Origin of the sequence: Polaribacter sargassicola (genome assembly GCF_021991835.1) — a bacterium.
Lineage (GTDB): Bacteria > Bacteroidota > Bacteroidia > Flavobacteriales > Flavobacteriaceae > Polaribacter > Polaribacter sargassicola.
Window position 1 is genome coordinate 404,189 of sequence record NZ_JAHDAU010000002.1, and the last position, 21,701, is coordinate 425,889.

Below are 21,701 nucleotides of genomic sequence, written 5' to 3' on the forward strand. Positions count from 1 at the left end.
CCTTTTTACTTGTTAAGAATTAGAGTATTGATAGATTTAGATGATATTTCAATAGTACTTTTATCAACATTAGTTTTTAAAAATTTTAAATCTAAATCTTTATTAGTAACGTATACTTCTTTTATTAAACTATTAAAATTTAGCTTAACTGCCTCTTCTTTTTGATTAACTACTACAATTACTATAGAGTTATCTTTGTTTTTATACCCAGAAATTAAAACGCCTTTTTCTAAATTTTTAATAGAATTTTTACCTTTAAAATTTATTTTAATTCGTTTAGCCTCTGGTCTTATAAATCTAGAAAAATTACCTAAACCCCACAATAATTTTGAAACCTCGAAGTTGCCATCTACTTTATCTTTATCGTGATAAATCAATCCATCTTTATAATTATAAGGAGACATTGCCAACCACCAATGCCACGCACTTGCATTTGCAATGGTAAAATCTGCATGTATTAATCTAGCTACATATAAAGCGGTTTTCATTTTTAATCCCTTTCCTTTGCCTTTTATCTCCTTATTATTTTCTAAAATACAATATTCTGTCATCCAATATTCTAAGTTCGGATATTTTGCTAATTTTTGTTTAACTTCTTCTCTTTCTCTTTTTAATTTAGAAATATTCCAAGTTGTAAAATAACTATGACCAGCAAATTTAGGAGCCACAGTTTCTAAATTACCTATATAAATATTGCTCTTATCATTAAAAAAAGCCTCAATTTGATTACTTCTATTTTCCTTTCCTTTTTTTACAGACGTTAAATAATCTATTTGACCTGCTTCTGAAATTTCTAACTTGCTATTTATATTATACAAAGTAAACACAGAATCTATTGTTTTTGTAGCTATGAATAACTCATCATTATTCCAAGGAGAACCTTCTTGTTTTCCATTTTTCCAATCCCATTGTGGTTCATTAAACGGACTAATATAATTAAAGTTGATATCTAAACTATCTTTAAAATGATTGACTACATTCTTTAAAAATAAAGCATAATTTACATAATTACTTCTTTTTAAATTTGTAGACAATCCATCTGAAGAAAAAGCTTTGTTATTCTTTGTAAATTGCACAGGAGGACTATTTACAAAGCCAATAAAACAATTAACGCCTCTTTGTTTTGCTGCTTTTAAAAACCATTGTTGCCCCAATTGCCTGTTCCAATTATAAGTACCCTTATCATTTAAAAATCCTTCTGCCCTTCGCCAAACATCTTTAATATTACTTTTATCTTTTTGTTCTGCACTACCCGCTCCAATATTAAATCTCCATGCAGATAAGCCAATTCCTTTAAGAGTTCCATCAATATTTTTTTCTGTACTAAATAGTAAATCGGCTATAGCTTCTTTTTTATTTAAAGGCCATTTTCCCACAAATTGAGTAGACCAAGCATCTGATGCTCCAAAATTATGTATAGTTTGAAACTCTACATTAGGATAAACTTTTACATTTATTTCTGCTATTTTATTTTGTGAACACAATAACTGATTAAAAAGTAAAAGTATAAGAACCGCTAGATTTTTCATTTCTTATTTTTTTGTTTTGAATTTATTCGGAATAAAATAGGCATCATATTCTGGATTTAATTCTGTTGGAATTGGTGCATTAACTTCTTCTCTCCAAATAGTTAACTTATTTAATAATTCTGATGCTTTTTTAGGATGTATTGTCACTAAATTCTTACGTTCTCCAAGATCTGATTTTAGATTATACAGTTCAATTTCATTATTCTCAAAATACTGATGTAATTTCCAATCTCCATCAATAATTACAGAACCTGGTCTTGTTCTAAAAAACGGGTCTCTAGCTTGATCTGTTTTTGCATTATATGCTTGTAAATAAATTGGGAAATGATAATACAGACTTCTTTCTTTAATTTTTTCACCTTTTAAAATCGGTAAAATAGATGTACCGTCTAATATTTTCCCTGGCATTTTTACTTTTAAAATATCCATAAATGTTGGATAAAAATCTAAATTAGTTATTGGTGTTTTAGAAACTGTATTTGGTTTTACAACTCCTTGCCAAGATATAATATAAGGCACTCTTATACCTCCTTCGTAATAAGAACCTTTTCCTGCGCGTAACGGATCTTGATGAGAAATATCTCTAATTCCTCCATTATCTGAAGTAAAAATAATTAATGTATTTTTTAAATCTAAATCTTTTATTTCTTTTAAGATTAAGCCAACATTTCTATCCACTGTTTCTATCATTCCTGCATAAATTGCCTTCTTTTTAGAAGAATTTCCCTCTTTTTCTGTATACTTTTTTTCTAATGCAAGAGTTGTTGATAAAGGTGTATGCACTGCGTAAAATGGCAAATACACAAAAAAAGGTTTGGCTTTATTAACTTTTATAAATGATATGGCTTCTTGAGTTAACCGATCTGTTAGGTTTTCTCCTTGTAATGTATCTTTTATATTTTTGATATTATAAGGACTAAAATATCCGTTCTTACCAGGATTTCCATTATAACTCCCACCAATATTTACATCAAAACCTTGTGTTTTTGCATCTTCGCCTAAATGCCATTTACCAAACGTTCCTGTTACATATCCTTCTTTTTGTAGCATTTCTGCAATGGTTACATTTTCATCGGCTAGAATCTCTGTGTTTTTTATAGGGATTATTTTTCTTGTTTTTTCATGTCCTCTATCAGAATTACTAACGGTATATATACCGTGTCTTGGTGTATTTTGGCCACTAATTAAGCAAGCTCTACTTGGTGCACAATTTGCTGCAGAAGCATAACCTTTTGTAAATTTTAAACCACTTTTTGCTAACCTATCAATGTTAGGTGTTTCAAAAAAAATACTTCCGTATGTCGCTGTATCCATCCAACCTAAATCATCTACATTTATGTAAATAATATTTGGTTTATTTTTTAATTGATTTAAATTCTGAGCTTTACAAGATGATAAAACAATCAAAAACAACACATAAAAACACTTAATTTTAAACATATTTCTAGTTTTTATTTTTATCTTCTTTTAAAACTCTTTTCATTTTATTAGGATTAGAATATAATATTTCTTTATTTTCCATCAATCTTTTATGGATATGATGCGTTACTTGCATCCAATCTTCTTCTTCTTGCCAAAGAGGTTCAATCATTTTAGTCTCCCAAGATTTTAGCTCATTTTGTAACAATTGATATTCATCAATATTCTTTTCTTTTAGATTGGTAGTTTCTCCTAAATCTTCTTTTAAATTGTATAAAACCGACCCATAGTTTTTTAAACGAATCAATTTATAATCCCCAACTCTTGCTGCAGCTTCTTCTAATTTTCTCCAAAACAATTTATTATGTGGATTGCCTTTTTTATCACCTTTTAAAAATGGCAAAAGGTTTACTCCATCTAAAACCAAGTTGTTATCTTCTCTAATTTTTGCCGCAGCAATAGAAGTTTTAAAAATATCTAAGGAAGAAGAAAGTCCATTAAAAATTTGATTTCCTTTAATTTGAGAAGGCCAACTTACCACAAAAGGTACTCTGTGTCCGCCTTCAAATTTATTTCCTTTCCATCCTTTTAAAGATCCACCAGATGAAGTATTATTTGCAGCTCCGCCATTATCACTCAAAAAATAAATTAGAGTATTATCGGCAATACCCAATTCTTGCAATTTATTTTGAAGTTTACCAATATTTTCATCTAAAGACCAAGTCATGGCTGCTAAATATTGCCTTGGATGGTTTTTAAATTTTTCTAAATCCTTTTTTTTAGCTTCCATTGGTGTATGCACTGCATTGTAGGCGAGATACATAAAAAAAGGATTTTCTTTATTTTCTTCGATATATTTTACTGATTGATTACCCAAGACATCGGTTAAATAACCATCAAAAACTACACGCTTACCATTATGTTGCAGCATTTTTCCTTTTCTAGGATTTTGTATCGGAAAATAAGATCTGCTACCAGTTTCAAAACCATAAAACTCATCAAAACCTCTTTTATTTGGATGATCAGATTCGTCTTTTCCTAAATGCCATTTACCCAATGCTATGGTTTTATAGCCATTCTTTTTAAAAACATCTGCCATGGTAGTTACATCGTCCGAAAGCCCTATTTCACCAGAATCTCCATAACCTGTTCCGTTTGCTTCAAAACCAAATCGTTGTTGATATTTACCTGTTAATAAACCCGCTCTACTTGGTGAGCAAACCGTTGCACTTACATGTGCATCTGTAAATACAACTCCGCTTTTAGCTAGTTTATCGATATTCGGGGTTTCTAAATCTTTACTTCCCATAAAACCAAAATCTGCGTAACCAGCATCGTCAATTAATATTACAATAATGTTTGGCTTATTTTCTTTTTGGTTAGTTTTTGCAGTTTTACATGACACTAAAATTGCACAAAACAAAATAACATATAAATTTCTCATTTTTAATATTTTAAAATTTTAATGTATTTCTTGTTTTATTTTTTTTGCTAAAACTTTATATCCTTTTTTAGTAAGATGCACACCATCTTTAGTGTATTTAAAACTCTTATTTATTAATTGATTAGTATCTATTAATTTAATACCTTGTTCTTCTACAATTTCTTTTACAACAGGAATTACCCAACTATTAAGTGCGTTATTATATTCTTTTATAAATTCTTTTTGAGGATTTTTATTCTCTGAAATAAGCAAAGGAGTTAACACATAAATCTGAGCATTTTTATTTTTCTGCTTATAACTTTTTATCAATTTTATATATTCTGCTTTAAATTCATCCCTAACAGAATCTGTAAACTTAGTAGAACGATTGCTATCTAAAAACCACTTTGGATGTGCTTCATTTGCACCAAACATAATTAAAATAATATCTGAATTAAATTTTATAGACTTCTTATACTCATCTATTTTAGCATACGGAAAATTTGTACCATCAATTAAAGTTGCACCTTCTTTTTCAAAATTTTTAACTTGATGTTTTTCACCTAAGAAGCCTTGTAAAAATTGTGTTTTAGTATTACCATCTCCTACACAAGCAATTTTTATTAATTCTCTAGAAAGTGTTGGTTTCCCTTTAAGATACCCTAACTTTTTTAAAAAAATATCGGTATCATACATCGTTAAATTAAAGTATTTATTTCCACCTCCTTTTCTAAAAAAATCACCATTAAAAAAACCATGACCAACATTTTCTATAGCTACTAATTTACAGTCATTTTCTAATTCATTTGCAATTCTATTAAACCGTTTTGCATTTTCAAAAGGTACCGTTTTGTCTTTTGTTCCATGAAATATTAACATTGGTGGCAATCCTTTTTTAAGTTGATGTACTGGTGAAATTTCTGTTTCTCTACCAACTACTTTCTCAGATCCATAACCTTTTTTTGTAGTGTCTGAAACAGGGTTATAAGCAACAACTGCATTAGGAACAGAACTTATGGCTAAATTTTCTTTAGTATTTTCAAAACCATTAATTATTGATGTAGATAAAGCTACATGGCCACCAGCAGAGCCACCGCCTGCAATTATTTTATTAGGATTAATGTTTAATTCTTTTGCGTGTTCTCTAACCCAACGTATAGCAGATTTACCATCTTCTACACACTCAAAAGGAGTTGTTCCATGCACATTGTTTACTCTATATTCCGCAGATATTGCCAATATCCCTCTAGAAGCAAAATATTCACTTTGTTGGTAAAACTGTTTCGGGTTTCCTCCTACCCAACCACCTCCAAAAAAGAAAACAATTGCCGCAGTTGGTTTTTTAGCTATTTTGGGCTGAAACACATGCAAATACAAACTATCTCCATCAATTACTTTAAATAAAATTTTCTTATCTGGTTTTATATTTTGTGCAGCCATAGTAAACACCGAGCATATAAATAGCAAGAAAACAATTACCTTTTTTTTTGATTTCATTTTATAATTTATTTAGTTTCAACTTCACTTCCCCACCAATCTTTATTTGGTTGCCAATCTGGAGAAAGCATTTCTTTACGTTCTTTTTCTAAACTAGGCAACCTTTTAGTCTTTTGGTTTTCTAACCATTTTTGTCTAGCTTCTTTATCCCATAAAGGATCTTCTGTAGCATAATGTGTACCCATAGATTTTAACCAGGTTAACAATTGTGTTTTCATTTGATTGGCAATTTTTGGGTTATTTTCTGCAACATTATTGGTTTCTTTTAAATCAGTTTCTAAATTGTACAATTCAGAATGTAAATCTTCCCAGTAATAAATTAATTTCCATTTTCCTTTTCTTATAATAGAACTTGGTTCTCCTCCTTGATTTCCATAATGAGGATAATGCCAATAAAGTGGTCTTTCATCAATTTTTTCTCCTTCTAAAAGGGGTTTTAAACTAACTCCGTCTTTATGGTTTTCTGGTTTAAGAGACAAGCCTGATAAATCTAACAATGTTGGAAATAAATCTGTACCAGATACAGGAACATTAATATTACCTCCATTTTGTTTTATCCAAGGAACATCAATAAAATATGGAATTCTAATACCTCCTTCCCATTGGTATCCTTTACCTCCTCTTAAACTCAATTGGTTTGTAGAAAAATTATCACCAGAAGTAACACCTCCGTTATCTGAAGTAAAAACTATAATCGTATTTTTATCTAACCCTAAATCTTTTAGAGTTTTTAATACAGATCCAACAGCATCATCTACTTGTTCTATTAAACCTGCATAAACAGGATTATCTTGGTATTTTCTGGCTGGTAAAACACGTTCCATTTCAAATCCATTTTCATGAATTCCCATTTTTTCTGCTTTGTTTCTATACTTTGCCCATTTTTCTTTAGTAGTTTGTATTGGCCCATGAACCGCATAAAAAGAAAGGTAGGCTAAAAAATGTTTATCTTTATTTTTAGTGATAAAATTACTTGTCTCTTTAGCTAGTTTCATTGACAAATTTTGCCCTTTTTCTTCTGGTAAATTTGGTAAATTTGGGTTTTTATAAGGCGAAAAATATCCTCCACTTGGGCTTCCTGATTGAAACCCGCCAATATTTACATCAAAACCATGATCTGTAGGTAATGATTTTTGCTCTTTGCTTCCTAAATGCCATTTTCCTGCAAAAAAAGTAGCATATCCTTCTTCCTTAAAAGCTTCTGCTAAAGTTAAAGTATTAGGGTCTAAATGCTCATTAAATTCTGGTGGCAATAATTTTGTATATCTTTTTTTTGTTTTCCAAGCTTGCCCACTTAAATTCCTTCCTTCAAACTGAGTAATACCATGTCTTGCAGGAGATTGACCTGTTAACAAACTTGCTCTTGAAGGGCTACATACTGTACAAGCTGCATACCCATTTGTAAAAACAGATCCTGATTTTGCAATTTTATCAATATTTGGTGTTTCATAGTATTTACTTCCCATTACACTTAAATCTGCATATCCTAAATCATCTACCAAAATAAATAGCACATTTGGTTTTATTGGATTTTTAACTGCTGAGTGTTTTACCTTTTCTGATTTAGTTTTACAACCAAACAGACTAAAAACCAATAAAAATATAATAGGAAATACTGGGCTTATTTTAGTGTTTTTTTTCATTTTTAATTTATATTTAATCAATAATATATTCTTTAATTATTTTGCGAATGCAAACCTTTTAACAGAGATAGGTTTTTATATATCTTTAATAATATAATAATTGTATTTTTTTATTTAAAACTTAAGTACAATTCTATCTATAATTGGTTTTGATTTATTTTCATTTGAATCAGATATTTTAACTTCAAATTGAAATGCATATCCTTCTGGCAATCCTAAAAAGTTTGCTGTAGCAGGAATTCTTTCAATCTGTTTAGCAAAACCTTTTATAGAATTATATTGTTCCTTTACTACATGCCAATCACTCCATTCGTTTATTTTTCCATCGTTATTAATATCAACACCTACTCTTACTTCTACTGTTTCTACCCATGGTCCATTGCTTACGTAATCGGTATTCATTTGTGTCACCAAATAAAACTTTCCTTCGGCAAACATGATATCAGGATCTGGATGCCCTTGACCAATATTTCCACAAAATGTAAACGGTTTATTAATATCGTTTGAAGTAAACCAAGCTACACTCATATCTTTTCTTCCATGACCACCAGCAGGATCGAAATCTGCAAATAAATAATATTGACCTCCAATAGAAATAGATGCCCAATCTCCATAAGCATTTTGTTCTGGTTCGTGTACTTGGTATGTTGCATAAGCTTTTTTATCTCCTTTTTTTACACGGTGCTGTGGCACATCTTCTGTTGCCACTTTTGCCGGAAAGCGCTCTGGTGCTTCTGCATGCCAATGAGGATGTACATATTCTGAAAATTTACCTGTAGGTTTAGTTCTTTGATCTATTGGCGGATTTAAAACTTCAAAATTTCCGATACCAGTTTTACTTACAGCGTGAACAGCCAAAGGCGAATCCCAGGCATGAGTAGATGCATTTATAGGCGACCAATCTTCAACTATTAAATGAAAATTCCCTTCTAAATCGCGAATTACGGCACAATCAGAACCGTGTGTAACATCGTTAAATACCATTCCCATATTTTTTCCTGGAACACCGTCTGTTAAATCATCATCAATATAAAGATGTGGGTCTTGATCATTTGGAAAATCGTAATATAAATACAGTTTTCCATCTACATATTCTGCTGTAGTTACCCATTTTGAAAAATTTTCCGAAACTGGCCCATGATGCACCCAATTTACCATATCCTTACTTTGCCACGCATGATAACCACCCAAACTTGGTTTTAATCCTCCTGGTGCATCAAATTGATTTTTAAAGGGTGTTGTTTTTAACGGCATATTAAACTCTGAAAAAATGGTATCTATCGCTTTAAAATTAGCTTGTTTTTTATTTTTTGTATATCTACCAAACATCCAATAATTTCCTTCTCCCATTTGGATAGCTACGGGTGCATCTGTCAGATTGGAAGGACCAACATTTTTTACTGGTTGCCAATTAAGCCATTCTGATGATTGCGAAAACGTAATGTTCTTTATAGATTTCTTCTTCTTAAATTTCTTAAAAATAGTTTTAAAATTAGCGCTTTTTAAAGTCGGTTCTAATTTTCCATCTTTAATAACAAGATTACTTTGTTCTAAAATATTTATTTGCCAATCTTGTTGTGAATCTATTATCCAATCTGTAGAACCCTGTTCTTGTTCCTTATCTTTACAGGAGAGTATTATTGTAAACAGTCCTATTTCTAATAAATGTATTAATCTTGTTTTCATGTCATTATTATTAAAATTCTAAAACCGAAGCTGGTGGTAAGGGTACATGATGCTCTTTTCTCCAAGACGTTAATTCTGACAACAACTCTTTTGTGACTTCTTTTTTTAATGAAACTAAATTTTCAGTTTCTTTTAAATCATCTTTCAAATTATACAACTCCACTTTTCCATCGTTTAAAAACTGAATGAGTTTCCAATCGCCTTTTCTAACAATAGAACAAGGAGGATTTTTATAAGTGCTTGCCAAATGCCAAAACAAAGCTCTTTCTTTAAAGGAATCGTTATTTAACAACGGAACAATAGAAGTTCCATCTAACACGCCGTTGTAATCTTTTATGTTTGCTAAGTCCAGAAATGTTGGAAAATAATCCATTCCAAAAATAGGCGTTTCTGAAATTCCAGCCTTTACTTTACCTTTCCAGTTTACAAAAGCAGGTACACGAATGCCTCCTTCGTAAATAGTTCCTTTAGCTCCTCTTAAACTATTTGTATTACTTTGCAAACCGTTAAATCCGTTGTCTGATGTAAATATTACAATGGTATTTTCTCGTAAACCTTGCTCATCTAAATAATCGAAAATACGTTTTACGTTTTCATCAATAGAAGCAATCATCGTAGCGTAACCAGCAATTTCTTCCAATCGTTTTTCTCCTTGTCCTGTAACAGCATCTGGTGTTTTGTTTAAAAACTTTTGATATTGCTCGTTGTTTCTTGGTACCGTTGGCCGATGTGGTGCATAGTAATGTAAATTCACGAAAAAGGCTTTGTTTTTATTTCTTTTGATAAAATCAATAGCATCATCTGTTAATCTATCGGTTAACCATTCATCTTCTTTTTTATCTTTTATAAACGGATTTTTAAACGGTGCTTTGTAACCACCGCTCGCTGCTTTATACCCTTTTTCATAGCCACGCGCAGGGTCGCCCCACCACGTACCTCCAACATTTTCATCAAAACCTTTTCCAATAGGGTAGTATTGTTGAATTTCTGCGGATTGATGTTCTTGTAACCAATCTAGACTTCCGTTAGCAGGTTGTTTTAAAGGCTTTTTATACGGGTAATTTGTCTCTTCCTTTGGATTTGGACCTACCACATGCCATTTTCCTAAATGTATGGATGCATAACCAGCTTCTTTAAGTGGTTGTGCATACATGGTGTGTTCTAAACCTACTGTCCAACGTGAAAAAATGTTGTGTTCTGCATCTCCTTTTTCTAATACGGGCACATTGTAAACACCCGTTCTAAAAGACTGCTTTCCTGTTAACAAAGCTGTTCTAGAAGGCGAACAAGTTGGGTACATGTAAGCATCTGTAAACACAAGACTTTCTTTAGCTAAAGCATCTAAATTTGGCGTTTCAAACCATTGGCTTCCCATAAATCCTACATCTTGCCAACCCAAATCGTCGGCCATAATAAAAATGATGTTTGGCTTTTTTTCTTGGGCGCAACTAGTAAAAATCCAAAAGGAAATACAAATTTGTATTACTTTTTTAATGTTATCCATCTAAATCTACTTTAATTTCTTTTATAAACTTTATTACTTTTCAAAAAGACCGAAAATATAACCCTCAAAGTCATAGAAATTTATTTTTCAAGACCTGTAGGGCCTCCTTTATACGATTCCTTCCATTTAATATTAGGTGCTTTCCAGTTAGGAATACCTATACTTTCTTTTTGTGTATTATAATCAACATGAAAGGGTTTTTCAGCTGCTAATGGCACATCCTCATTAATCATTAACGGACGAGCTTCATCCCAAAATTTTTCGTAAGCATTCTTCATTAACGCCACAAGTTCTGGGTGTTCTGCTGTTACATCTACATATTGTTCTGGATCGTTTTCCATATCGTATAACACACCTTGTACTAATCTAAACCGCTGGTTACGTACAGAATATTTCCCCCATTTAAAATCGTCAGGATTTGCTTTGTGTTTCCAACGTGTTACATGCTGAAAAAGAAAACGGTCTTTCCATTGTGGATTTTTCTCAAAAATTAAAGGTTTTAAGCTTCTACCTTCAAATGCATTCGTTTCTGGAAGCTTAGCATCGGCAAAATCTGCTAATGTTGGTAAAATATCTAAATAACTGGCAACTGTATTTACTGTACGTCCCTCTTTTATCATTCCTTTCCAACGAACAAAGAATGGTACACGAACACCACCTTCGTGTACCGTACTTTTTAAACCTTTCATTCCTGCATTATAAGACATCATGGGCTCTCCATTTTTATCAATACCAAGTTGTGCCTGAGGACGTCCGGCATGACCTCTTAATCCACATCCGGCTGTAGTCATACCATTATCTGAGGTAAAAATAATAATGGTGTTTTCCATCAACCCCCAGTCTTCTAACTGATCAAACAACTGTCCCATACAATCATCTATATGTTCTACCATTCCGTAAAAACCTGCAGTTTTTTTCTCAAAACCTAAATCTTCAAAATGTTTTTGATATTTGGGTGGTGCCACAAATGGACTATGTGGCGCATTGGTTGATAAATAAGCAAAAAATGGTTGGTCGGAATCTTTTACTGATTGAATCCATCCTAAAGTTGACTTAAACAATATATCTGTAGTATAACCTTTAGCTTTTACAAATGTTCCATTATGTTTAAATACAGGATCAAAATAAGTATTGCCAGGAACATCTGCACAAGATCCTGGATAAGCTTGCCCAATTCCTCCTGCACCATGAATAAATGTTTCATCAAATCCACGATTTTCAGGTTGGTATGGCTCTTCATCTCCTAAGTGCCATTTTCCAAAATACCCAGACGTATAACCTGCAGGTTTTAAAACTTCTGATATGGTTGTAGCTTCTAAATTAAGTCGTTCTCTTTCGAATATGGTATGCGTAACTCCATTTTTTATAGAATGTACCCCAGTCATAATACCTGCACGACTTGGTGCACAGGTAGAACCCATCATAAAACGATCGAAACGAATAGACTGATCGTGCATTTTATCTAATTCTGGCGTTTTTATCCAAGGATGTCCATGTGCACCCACTACTGGGTATCCTTGATCATCTGTCATGATAAAAATAATGTTGGGACTTTTTTCTTGAGCAAAAGAAGTTATCACCCAACAGCAAATAACAAATTGCAAAACTTTTTTAATGGTTACCATCTAAATCTACTTTTTTAGTTCCTTCTAGTGCTTTACTTGCATCGTTTTGAATCGCATTTGGTGTATGCTGATTGGTGTTTGTTTCTATCTCAAAAGACCAAGCATATTCGCTTTTTCCTAAATCTGATGGCGGAATGATTTCTAAACCATTAGCGGTTACATCCCAAGAAACCTTGTCACCTGCTCCTAAAAGCTTTACCGATTTTACATCCTTATTTGTCCAACCTTTGGTGGCTTCTATTAAAATTGGAGCCAAAGGCTTATCTAAAGCAATGGCATACAATTTTGTTCCTTTGGTGGTAAAAGCTAAGTTTCCTTTTTTCTGATGATTTTCTTTCCAATAACGGGTTCCGTAAATAGCAGCTCCGTTGGTAGCCAACCATTTTCCCATAGCTCTTAATCGTACTTCTTGCTCTGGAACAATAGTACCATTGGCCTTTGGTCCTATATTAATTAGGAAATTTCCATTACGGCTTATCACTTCTACCATTTCATGAATAACACTTTCAACCGTTTTGTATTTATCATTTTTTAAATATCCAAACGAGGTTCCAAACGTAGTACAGCTCTGCCATTTAGGACCAATTACTTTTAACTTTAAGTTATCCTTTTCCAAACAACCAATACCATCTGGCCAGTTTCTGTTTTTCCCTTTGTTATTCACATAAACCTCTTGATTATTTTGAGCTCCATTGTTCATAAAATCCGTAATCATCAATCTACATTGGTCGTAATAGTATTGAATTTCTGGCTTAAATACTTTAGGCTCTACTTGTGTATTATTTCCATCTCTTGTAAAAATTGGAATGTCATCAATCCATAAAAAGTCAGGTTGATATTTATCTTGGATTTCTTTCCATCGTGCCACATATTCATCAACAGCCTCTTTGCTAAAACCAAAAGGTCCGTATAACGATTCCGCTTCAGGATTTCTTTTAATTTCTTCTAAAATATCATCTTGAGCTTTGGCATGTACTTTATATTGTTGTTTGGTAAAAAAACTGGTATGACGTTCTCTATGATACGACGGCGCGTATTTTAATCCTTGGGCTTTAACCGCTTTTCCTAAATCGCCTACCAAATCTCGTTTAGGCCCTTTATCCATGGCATTCCAAGGTGTTAAATCGGAATCCCAATTGGCCCAACCATCATGATGCTCAGCTGTTAACACTACATATTTTGCTCCAACCTCAGCAAACAATTCTGCCCATTCCTCTGGATTCCATTTTTCTGCTTTAAACTCTGGAATGATGTCTTTATAACCAAATTCTGGTGGTGCTGCTCCCCAATGTTCTCTTAAATAAGGATAGTAGTAGGATGAATCTTTATAAATCAATTTTGGCGTATGCTCTGCATAACCTCTTCCTCCTTTACGGTGACCAATAACACTATAAGGTCCCCAATGGATAAAGATTCCTATTTTACCATCGTTAAACCAATTGGGCACTGGCATTTTCTGAAGAGATTCCCAGCTACCATCATACGGTAATTGAACAATTTCTTCTTTCTTTACTTCAGATTTACAAGCCAGCAATATTAAAAACATTATTGCTATAAAGAATAAAAATTTAGTTTTCATATTAATTAAAAGCTGTTTTTATGTCATTAATTGATACTCCAAAAAGTTCTTTTACCAAAGGATTTAATGTTGTTTCATCACCTTCTATATGATAAGTAGTTTGAATATGTGTACCGCTTTCACCAGGTTTTAATGCCAGTGCAGGAGAAGAGGTTTCTAACTCATAAAAAGGCCCTAAAGGTTTAGCTCCAGGTTCTGGTGCACCATCGTTATAAGCATTAATAACATCTCCACTAAAAGGTTCTTCTTGAATTTCCCACATCGAGTTTACGTAATCTGTAACATTTTTAGGCTTGTTGTATTTTACAATAGTTAAAATTCCGTTTGCTGAATCGTAAGAACCTGCGATATCTTTTGCTCTCATTGGAGTTAAACCTATTTTACTGCGGTATTCTCCATCGCCTTTAAAAAAAATGACATTTTCTTTTACCACCAATCTATCTGCGGGAACTTTTCCAAAATAGGTGTCGTTTACTACCTTTCCTAACGCAGCATCATCTCCTTGAACATAAGGAATTACAATAGTGGTATTTGGCGAGTGATTAAACATGCCTAATAACCAAATAGACAATAAACCGCTGTCTTTTTTCCAATCTTTTGTGCCGATATTAGTAAGTGTATTTTTCGTTTGATACGCTACAGTTTTTAATTGATTAGATAATTCTGAAAGATTTAATTGCTTTTGAATATCATCTTTAGAAAGGATAGAAACTTCTCTTTCTATTTCCATATCGAATTGGAACCCTGAATAATTTTTTAAAGCTGCTTTTTTGGTAAACGTAGCCGAAGTTGCCGATACAGTTTTCACCTCAAAAGGCTCTAAATCTATCAATTTAGGCGTGTACCAATCATCCAAGGTAAACTCAGCACCTTTTTCAAAAAAGATAGAGTATTGACCGCCTTCTGGCCCTAACCAAAAACGTTCTTCTCCTCCGTAAACGTTGATGTGTTCTTGAATCTCTTCGGACTCAAACAACTCACGATTAATCCAACCATAACTTCTACCAGATTTTCCATCGGCAGAACTCGTCATAACGCGACCTTGCAATGCAGCCGAAACTGCTACTTTAGATTGATTGCTAGCATCGCTAAGTTCAATCAATTCGATGTAATTTTTCATAAAACTCACATCATCATTATAAGAACCCGTAACCTGCTGCTCTACAAGAAGGTCAACCGCCTTATCTTGATTTGCTTTTGATTTCTTTTTTTGGTTACATGAAAACAGTATTCCTGCCAACAGTATTAAAAACCCAATTTTTCGAGCGGATAGTATTTTTGTTTTTTTCATCAATAACATTATTTGTTTAATATCTTATTATTTTGGTTTAGTTGTTTTTAAATTAATGTCAGTTAGTTGCCCCAATTTAAATCATAACGATGTAAAAACGGCAAAGAAGTATCGGTACTTTCAATTTCAACACCCCAATTAATAGGTGCTACATCTCCAGCATCTAAAAAATTATTGGATCTATAAGCACCTCCTGCATCTGGCCCATTTTCAACATGATGCGTTTTTTTAAAATGAAAACCATCATCGGAATACAATACCGCCCGTATCAATTCATCGGGACCTGTTTTACCTATTATAGCTGCTACTCCCTTTCCTTTTGGCCACGCTAAAACAGCATGTCCTCCATTTATCACAGGATTCCCTTTATATTTTACATAAGGGCCTTCGGGTTTATTTGCAATGGCTACTCCCATTTTTGTGTAATGCGGACTTTCCCCTAATTTTCTTCCTTTATAGTACAACCAATATTGATTATTTCTCGCAATCAAACAAGCATCATCAATCAAATGACTATCAAAATCTTGTGAATGATTACTATTTGTTAAAATTGGATTTGTGGACAATCGTTCCCAAGGTCCATCAGGAGAATTAGAAACAGCTATTCCAATTTTGGAATCTGGATTAAATCCTTTTCCGTAATTTTTTGATGTTCCTGTATAAAAAAGCCAATACTTTCCTTCTGCAACCATAATATTGGGCGTAAAAACACTACCCGCTTCCCAAGAACCTGGTTTTCCTTTTGCTAAAGCCATCCCTTTCTCGGTCCAATGATGTCCGTCGGGAGAAGTTGCATACCAAACCGTAGCATCATACCCTGTTTTTATTGGTCCTTTGGAATACCAAACGTAATACAAATCATTCACTTTAATTACATCACTTGGGTCTCTACGCATTACACCTTCTTCTTCTCCAATGCCTGTAACTGCAGAATAAGTTACCGTAACATTTTCTATTTTTTGAGCTTCGATTTTAAAAGTCACCAATAAGAAAATTGAAAATATAAATCTTAAAATGCCACTAAACGTTTTTACCTTTTGCATCATAGCATTCCTATATTTTTAGTTTGATTTGCTTTACCTGCTGATTGCGAACTACTTTTAAATTTACTTTTCCTTTTAGCTTTTTAGTTACTTGATTAAATTGAGTTACGTTAGTCGTTTTTACTCCGTTTACAGCTTGAATTAAATCGCCTTCTAAAAGACCTCCTTTTACCAAAGGACTTGTATTTAATATAGCTGAAAGCACAACGCCTCCTTCTTCTTTACTCACTCCAAAAACTGAAAATTCTTCACCCGATAAATTGCTAAAGGTAGCGCCTTGCCATGTTATGCTTTTATCAACTTCACTTTCATTCTTCTCTTTAGATGATATTAAAGTTGGCATTTCTGGAGTACGCGCAATGGCTTTTAAAGATGGCTTTTTTACACCAAATTGATCCATAGGAAAATTTTTGAAGCCTATTTTTAAAGCTGGCGAATTTTCTTTTACTCTAAAATCACCTTTATCTGGATTAATAAACATAGGATCTCCAAACGTTGAATTTTGATCCCAACCTAAAGTATTGGAAATTTTCATCACTTGAGCTTTATCAGCTACGTAAAAATTACGATCTACACTGGTTTCATTTACATATGGCTCTTTCATGCGTGCAGGTTTGTGGGCAGACATAAAGATATTGCTATACACTTGATCTTTGCTCCCATTATACCAAACATGAGGATGAAAACCATTATTTACGGTAATATTGTTCCACGCATGGCGACGGAAGCCTTCGCGTAATTTTAAACCATGATTCAGCATGACATTATTATAAATATCATAATTGCTAGATCCATCATCTAAATCAATATCCCATCCATGGTCACAACGCCATCTGCTATTTCGGATAGTGGTGGTTTCTACAGCATCTAAATAAGGTAAATTAGGTTCTTTATCTATAAATTTTTGTGAAAGCTGACGGTCTTTATGCCAAAAACGATCCCGTCCCCAAGAATTGAACGATCCATGATCGTGGGTTTCTAAAACAGTATCAAAAACATCACACCCTTCTATTAAATGACCTCCCCAAGTTCCTTCACTAATATTAATACCTGCACGGGCACAATCGTAAATAGAAACATCGCGTACGGTAATAAATTGCGCCATAGAAATTTGTACGCCTGCTGGCTGACGTTCTGTACGACCAATACCATGAATTAAACAATCTTCTACCACAGCTTTTGCAGGATAATTGTTTGTTTTAGGTCCTGGAGTACGATCTATTTTTGACAAGTCGTTGGTTTCGTGATATTCAAACAATGGATCTCTAACCGCATTTGGGTCTCCAACAAAACAAACACCACTTGCTCCGGTATCATGAATATGACATCCTTTGATTAAAGTATTACGATTGTAATTGTTTACAAAAATGGCATTCCCTCCTACTTGATCGAACTCTGTGTCTAAAATTTTAATCGCTTCTGTGCCTGTTAAAAAGAAAGCGCCTCCGCGATAAATTGCCCAATCGGAACGTAATAAAGGTTCTTTGGAATCCATAAAAGTTCTAGCCGCATGGCGAACTACAAAACCTTGTAAGGTGATGTTCTTTACAGGATTTTTTTCAGTGCCTTTAAATTCAATCAAATGTCTTAAGCGCACCACCTCAACTTTTGCTTTGTTTAAATCTAAACCAGATTTAGGTTTGTAATAAAGGGTATTATTTTTAGCATTATGGTACCATTCTTCTTCGGCATCTAATTCTTCAAAAATATTTTCTACCATGCGGTATTCTTTATGCATCCCCATTTGACGGTTGTTTTGCCAACCACCTTCATATTTTAATTCGCCTCCTTCTTTTCCAGTGATGCGATAATGATACCCTCCCCATCTGGCACGATGCATGGCATGAATATAACCACCTTCAGGGTTTTCCCATTGCGCAACACGTTCGCTTGAAAATGCATCTGCTGCATAGCCTTGGTAAGGTTCTGCTTTTTTAGCGGCATCGTAATTAGGGTAACGCGCCATTCTTTGATTTTCGCCATTAATAAACACCTGATCTATTTTTAAATCTTTAGGCGTTTTTGCCATAAAAATTCCATCACTATAAAACTCCCATTTCAAATCCAACGCAGCTCCACCACTTAAAATAGCGCCTCCTTCATTTTGAGCACGGTAAACGATAGGATGTTTTTCTGAACCAGAATCTTCAGCAGAGAACACAATGGTTTCAGGAAGATAATACAAACCATCTGTAAAATTGATTGTGATGGTTTGCTTACCTGCATAATTTTTTGCCTTTTTTTGAGCTGCGCTAAAAGTTGCCAAAGGATGTTCTTTATCTCCAATATTACTATCCGAACCCTTGGGGCTCACGTAAATATCTTGAGCTTGAAGGCTGCTTATACATGCAATTAATAAAAATCTATAAATACTTTTTAAATATGTACTCATTTTTAATTGATGTTTATACTATTTATTCACTATTCTTTAGGTCTATACGTATCTAAAATGCTTTCCATTTCTTTCACTACTTCAGGAAATTGATTGTACACATTGATGGTTTGATATTTATCTTTTTCTAAATTGTACAACTGAGCAACTTGAGCAGTTTCTTTCAGCTTGCCGTTTTCCATTTCGCTATTTTTTCCTCCTACAAAATTTACTGCTGGTGCTCCACCCCATGCGTGATGATTTGGTTTGGATCCATGAAATCCACCACTCCCTTTAGCAGGAATGTACATCCACTTTCCTTTACGAAGCGATAAATGTGTAGACTTATGCGGTGCAAGAAGTAACTCGTTTCGAATAGGTTCACTAGGGTTATCGATAAATGCAGGTAATACATTTATACTATCTGAATTCTCTAAACTGTTCGGATTTTGCCCTGTAACAGCCATAAACGTAGCCAACATATCTACATTACAAATTAATTGGTCAGAAACGGTTCCTGGTGCAATTTTACCTGGCCATTTGGCTATAAATGGAATTCTGTGTCCGCCTTCCCAAACACCAAATTTAAAACCTAATAAATCTCCATTAATTTTATGTCCTGCTTTTACAGCGTTTCGACCTCCTAAATTTAACATGGCGCCGTTATCGCTCGTTAAGATGATTAAAGTATTGTCTGCAACACCTTGTTTTTCTAAGGTAGAAGTTACTTGACCTACCATCCAATCTAGTTCCTGAATAAAATCTCCATAAAGCTCAGCATCACTCTTTCCTTGAAAATTAGTCCCCGGTGTAAAAGGATGGTGAATGTGTGTAGTAGCAAAATATAAAAAGAAGGGATTTTGTTTATTGCCTGTTGTTTTTTCCGTAATCCAATCAACAGCTTTACCAGCCAACACTTCGCCTACGGTATAATCATTGTACAATTTATGAGCTTCAACAGCACCATTAAACATATTTTGTGTTCTTTGAGATGCTTCTGGCGGAATTGGTGTTATTGGAGTAACTTCTTTGTCTTTTCCTCTACCTACAAAAACCAACGGATCTTTTGGATCACTTCCAACCACATTAGTATTTTCAACATACACATAAGGTGGCGCACTATTTACTAATGGCACTCCATAATAATAATCGAAACCTAAATCATTTGGCCCTGGACTTAAAGGTTCTTGCCAATCATTTTTTCCTTTTTTAAATCCTAAATGCCATTTTCCTAAAGCTGCCGTAGCATAACCACTATTTTTAAATACATCTGCAATGGTAATTTGTTCTGTGTCGATTAACAATTCCGATGGTACTGCAGCGGGTCCCCAAATGCCTTTTCCATTATTACCACGAACAGGATATTGCCCTGTTAATAAAGCATAACGAGACGGTGTACACACTGCAGAAGCCGAGTGTGCATCGGTAAACATTTTTCCTTCGTTGGCCAGTTTATCAATATTAGGTGTTTTTACTTTGGTAGCGCCATAGCAACCTAAATCGCCATAACCTAAATCGTCTACCAAAATATAAACGACGTTTGGTTTTTCTTGAGCTTGAATGTTTATAATGCTACTTATAAAAAATAAACAAACACTTATTGTTAGTGATATTCCTAATTTTATTTTCATGGTTTTCGATTTAAATTTTTTCTTGTATATTTTCAAACGGTGGCACACGTTGGTCTGTTCCTATTACATCGATATCACCTAGTTCTTTTCTTATTCTTTCTGCTTCTTTTAGCAATTCTTCTACAATCTCAGGATATTTTTTAGAAATATCTGTTAGTTCTCCCATGTCGTGATCCAAATCGAATAATAACGGGCGACCTAAAGCAATCAATCCTCTACACCCAATATTTTTTAAGTTACTTCCGTTAAATGGTTTTTCGTTTTTGTTTTTAGACCAAAATGGTTGATCGTCTGAGGTTCTTGGTAAATGCAATTTCCACTTCCCTTTTCTAATGGCTTGTAAATTAATTCCATTATAATAATACACATATTTGTGTGGAGACTCGCCTTTTCCTGCTTTTAAAACTGAAGTAATATTTTTCCCATCAATAACTCTATCTTTTGGAAGTTTTGCTCCTGCCAAAGAAGCCAATGTTGGCAATAAATCCATAGATGATAAAAACGTATCGTTTACTCCTGTTGCAAATTTTCCTTTCCATTTAATAATGGCCGGAATGCGGAAACCACCTTCCATAGTCGTATATTTTCCTCCGTTTAAAGCTCCTGCAGAACCTCCAAAATGACAAATTGCTGGACCGTTATCTGACAAGAAAATAACAATGGTATTTTCATCTAATTTTTTATCAGCAAGTGCTTGTGTTAATCTACCAACATGATAATCTAACTCCTGAACATAATCGCCGTATAAACTTCCTTTTGAAGTTCCAATAAATTCCTTGCTAGGTTTGATAGGTGAATGCACCGAATGATAAGCTAAATACAGAAAAAATGAATTTTCTTTATTTTCTTCCATATATTCGATGGCTTTATTGGTATAATCTCCTATTAAAGTTTCAAAAGCTACGTTTTCTTTTACTACTTTATTGTCACTATAAACATCATCTAAATCTGGATGACTGGTATGCCAATTGGATTGTAATCCATAAAAATGCTGAAAACCATGATCTATAGGTTGATGTCCTTTATTAAATCCTAAATGCCATTTCCCAATAGCCAATGTTGCATACTTTTCTTTTAAAAGCAGATCGGCAATGGTTATTTCGTCAGGATGTAAACCATAATCTTTGTGTTTCTCTATTTTTCCTTGAGCCACAGGAAATCCGTTTCGCATTGGGTAACGACCTGTAAGCAATGCTGCTCGTGATGGGCTACAAACTGATGATGCTACCTGAAAATCGGTAAACCGCAATCCTTCTTTAGCTAACTGATCAATATTAGGAGTGTTTACATCTTGTGCTCCATAACAACTTAAATCTCCATATCCTAAATCATCAGCAAACAAAATGATGATGTTTGGTTTTTCTTGTGCTATTATTGGGTTAAAATTCATCAAACCCGAAAACAAACAAATTGCTATTATTTTTAAATTCTTAACCATCTCTTTTGTTTTATTTAATAAG

14 protein-coding genes are annotated in these 21,701 nt (G+C 33.5%); all 14 read right to left on the minus strand.

Annotated features, from left to right (window positions below; genetic code table 11):
• Positions 1-5 precede the first annotated feature (5 nt).
• Positions 6-1,529, minus strand: a complete 1,524-nt coding sequence (locus tag KI686_RS05155; protein WP_237588195.1) for a glycoside hydrolase — start codon at positions 1,527-1,529, stop codon at positions 6-8.
• A gap of 3 nt (positions 1,530-1,532) precedes the next feature.
• On the minus strand, positions 1,533-2,969 hold the full coding sequence (locus KI686_RS05160) for a sulfatase (RefSeq protein ID WP_237588196.1): 1,437 nt from the start codon (positions 2,967-2,969) through the stop codon (positions 1,533-1,535).
• A gap of 4 nt (positions 2,970-2,973) precedes the next feature.
• The gene (locus KI686_RS05165) at positions 2,974-4,392 is read right to left on the minus strand and encodes a sulfatase-like hydrolase/transferase (RefSeq protein ID WP_237588197.1); all 1,419 of its coding nucleotides are present in this window, start codon (positions 4,390-4,392) and stop codon (positions 2,974-2,976) included.
• Positions 4,393-4,410: 18 nt separating this feature from the next.
• Entirely contained in the window at positions 4,411-5,868 is a 1,458-nt protein-coding gene (locus KI686_RS05170) for an alpha/beta hydrolase fold domain-containing protein (RefSeq protein WP_237588198.1), read from the minus strand.
• Between the two features lie 8 nt (positions 5,869-5,876).
• The gene (locus KI686_RS05175; RefSeq protein WP_237588199.1) at positions 5,877-7,511 is read right to left on the minus strand and encodes a sulfatase; all 1,635 of its coding nucleotides are present in this window, start codon (positions 7,509-7,511) and stop codon (positions 5,877-5,879) included.
• 114 nt (positions 7,512-7,625) lie between these two features.
• Positions 7,626-9,197: a glycoside hydrolase family protein gene (locus tag KI686_RS05180; RefSeq protein ID WP_237588200.1), complete on the minus strand. Its 1,572-nt coding sequence runs from the start codon at positions 9,195-9,197 to the stop codon at positions 7,626-7,628.
• A 10-nt stretch (positions 9,198-9,207) separates the two neighbouring features.
• The gene (locus tag KI686_RS05185; protein WP_237588201.1) at positions 9,208-10,701 is read right to left on the minus strand and encodes a sulfatase; all 1,494 of its coding nucleotides are present in this window, start codon (positions 10,699-10,701) and stop codon (positions 9,208-9,210) included.
• Positions 10,702-10,781: 80 nt separating this feature from the next.
• Positions 10,782-12,326: an arylsulfatase gene (locus KI686_RS05190; RefSeq protein WP_262913969.1), complete on the minus strand. Its 1,545-nt coding sequence runs from the start codon at positions 12,324-12,326 to the stop codon at positions 10,782-10,784.
• Positions 12,313-13,905 carry an alpha-L-fucosidase gene (locus tag KI686_RS05195; RefSeq protein WP_237588203.1) on the minus strand — a complete coding sequence of 531 codons (1,593 nt, stop codon included), beginning with the start codon at positions 13,903-13,905 and terminating at the stop codon, positions 12,313-12,315. The genes KI686_RS05190 and KI686_RS05195 overlap by 14 nt, the downstream gene beginning before the upstream one ends.
• 1 nt (position 13,906) lies before the next feature.
• On the minus strand, positions 13,907-15,196 hold the full coding sequence (locus tag KI686_RS05200) for a DUF6786 family protein (protein ID WP_237588204.1): 1,290 nt from the start codon (positions 15,194-15,196) through the stop codon (positions 13,907-13,909).
• Between the two features lie 62 nt (positions 15,197-15,258).
• A complete protein-coding gene (locus KI686_RS05205; RefSeq protein WP_237588205.1) occupies positions 15,259-16,179 on the minus strand; it encodes a family 43 glycosylhydrolase in 921 nt (306 codons plus the stop codon).
• Between the two features lie 70 nt (positions 16,180-16,249).
• Positions 16,250-18,631 (minus strand): PDZ domain-containing protein, encoded by a 2,382-nt coding sequence (locus tag KI686_RS05210; RefSeq protein ID WP_237588206.1) that lies wholly within the window; start codon positions 18,629-18,631, stop codon positions 16,250-16,252.
• Positions 18,632-18,660: 29 nt separating this feature from the next.
• Positions 18,661-20,241: a sulfatase family protein gene (locus KI686_RS05215; protein WP_237588207.1), complete on the minus strand. Its 1,581-nt coding sequence runs from the start codon at positions 20,239-20,241 to the stop codon at positions 18,661-18,663.
• Between the two features lie 10 nt (positions 20,242-20,251).
• Positions 20,252-21,679, minus strand: a complete 1,428-nt coding sequence (locus tag KI686_RS05220; RefSeq protein WP_237588208.1) for a sulfatase family protein — start codon at positions 21,677-21,679, stop codon at positions 20,252-20,254.
• Between the last annotated feature and the right edge of the window lie 22 nt (positions 21,680-21,701).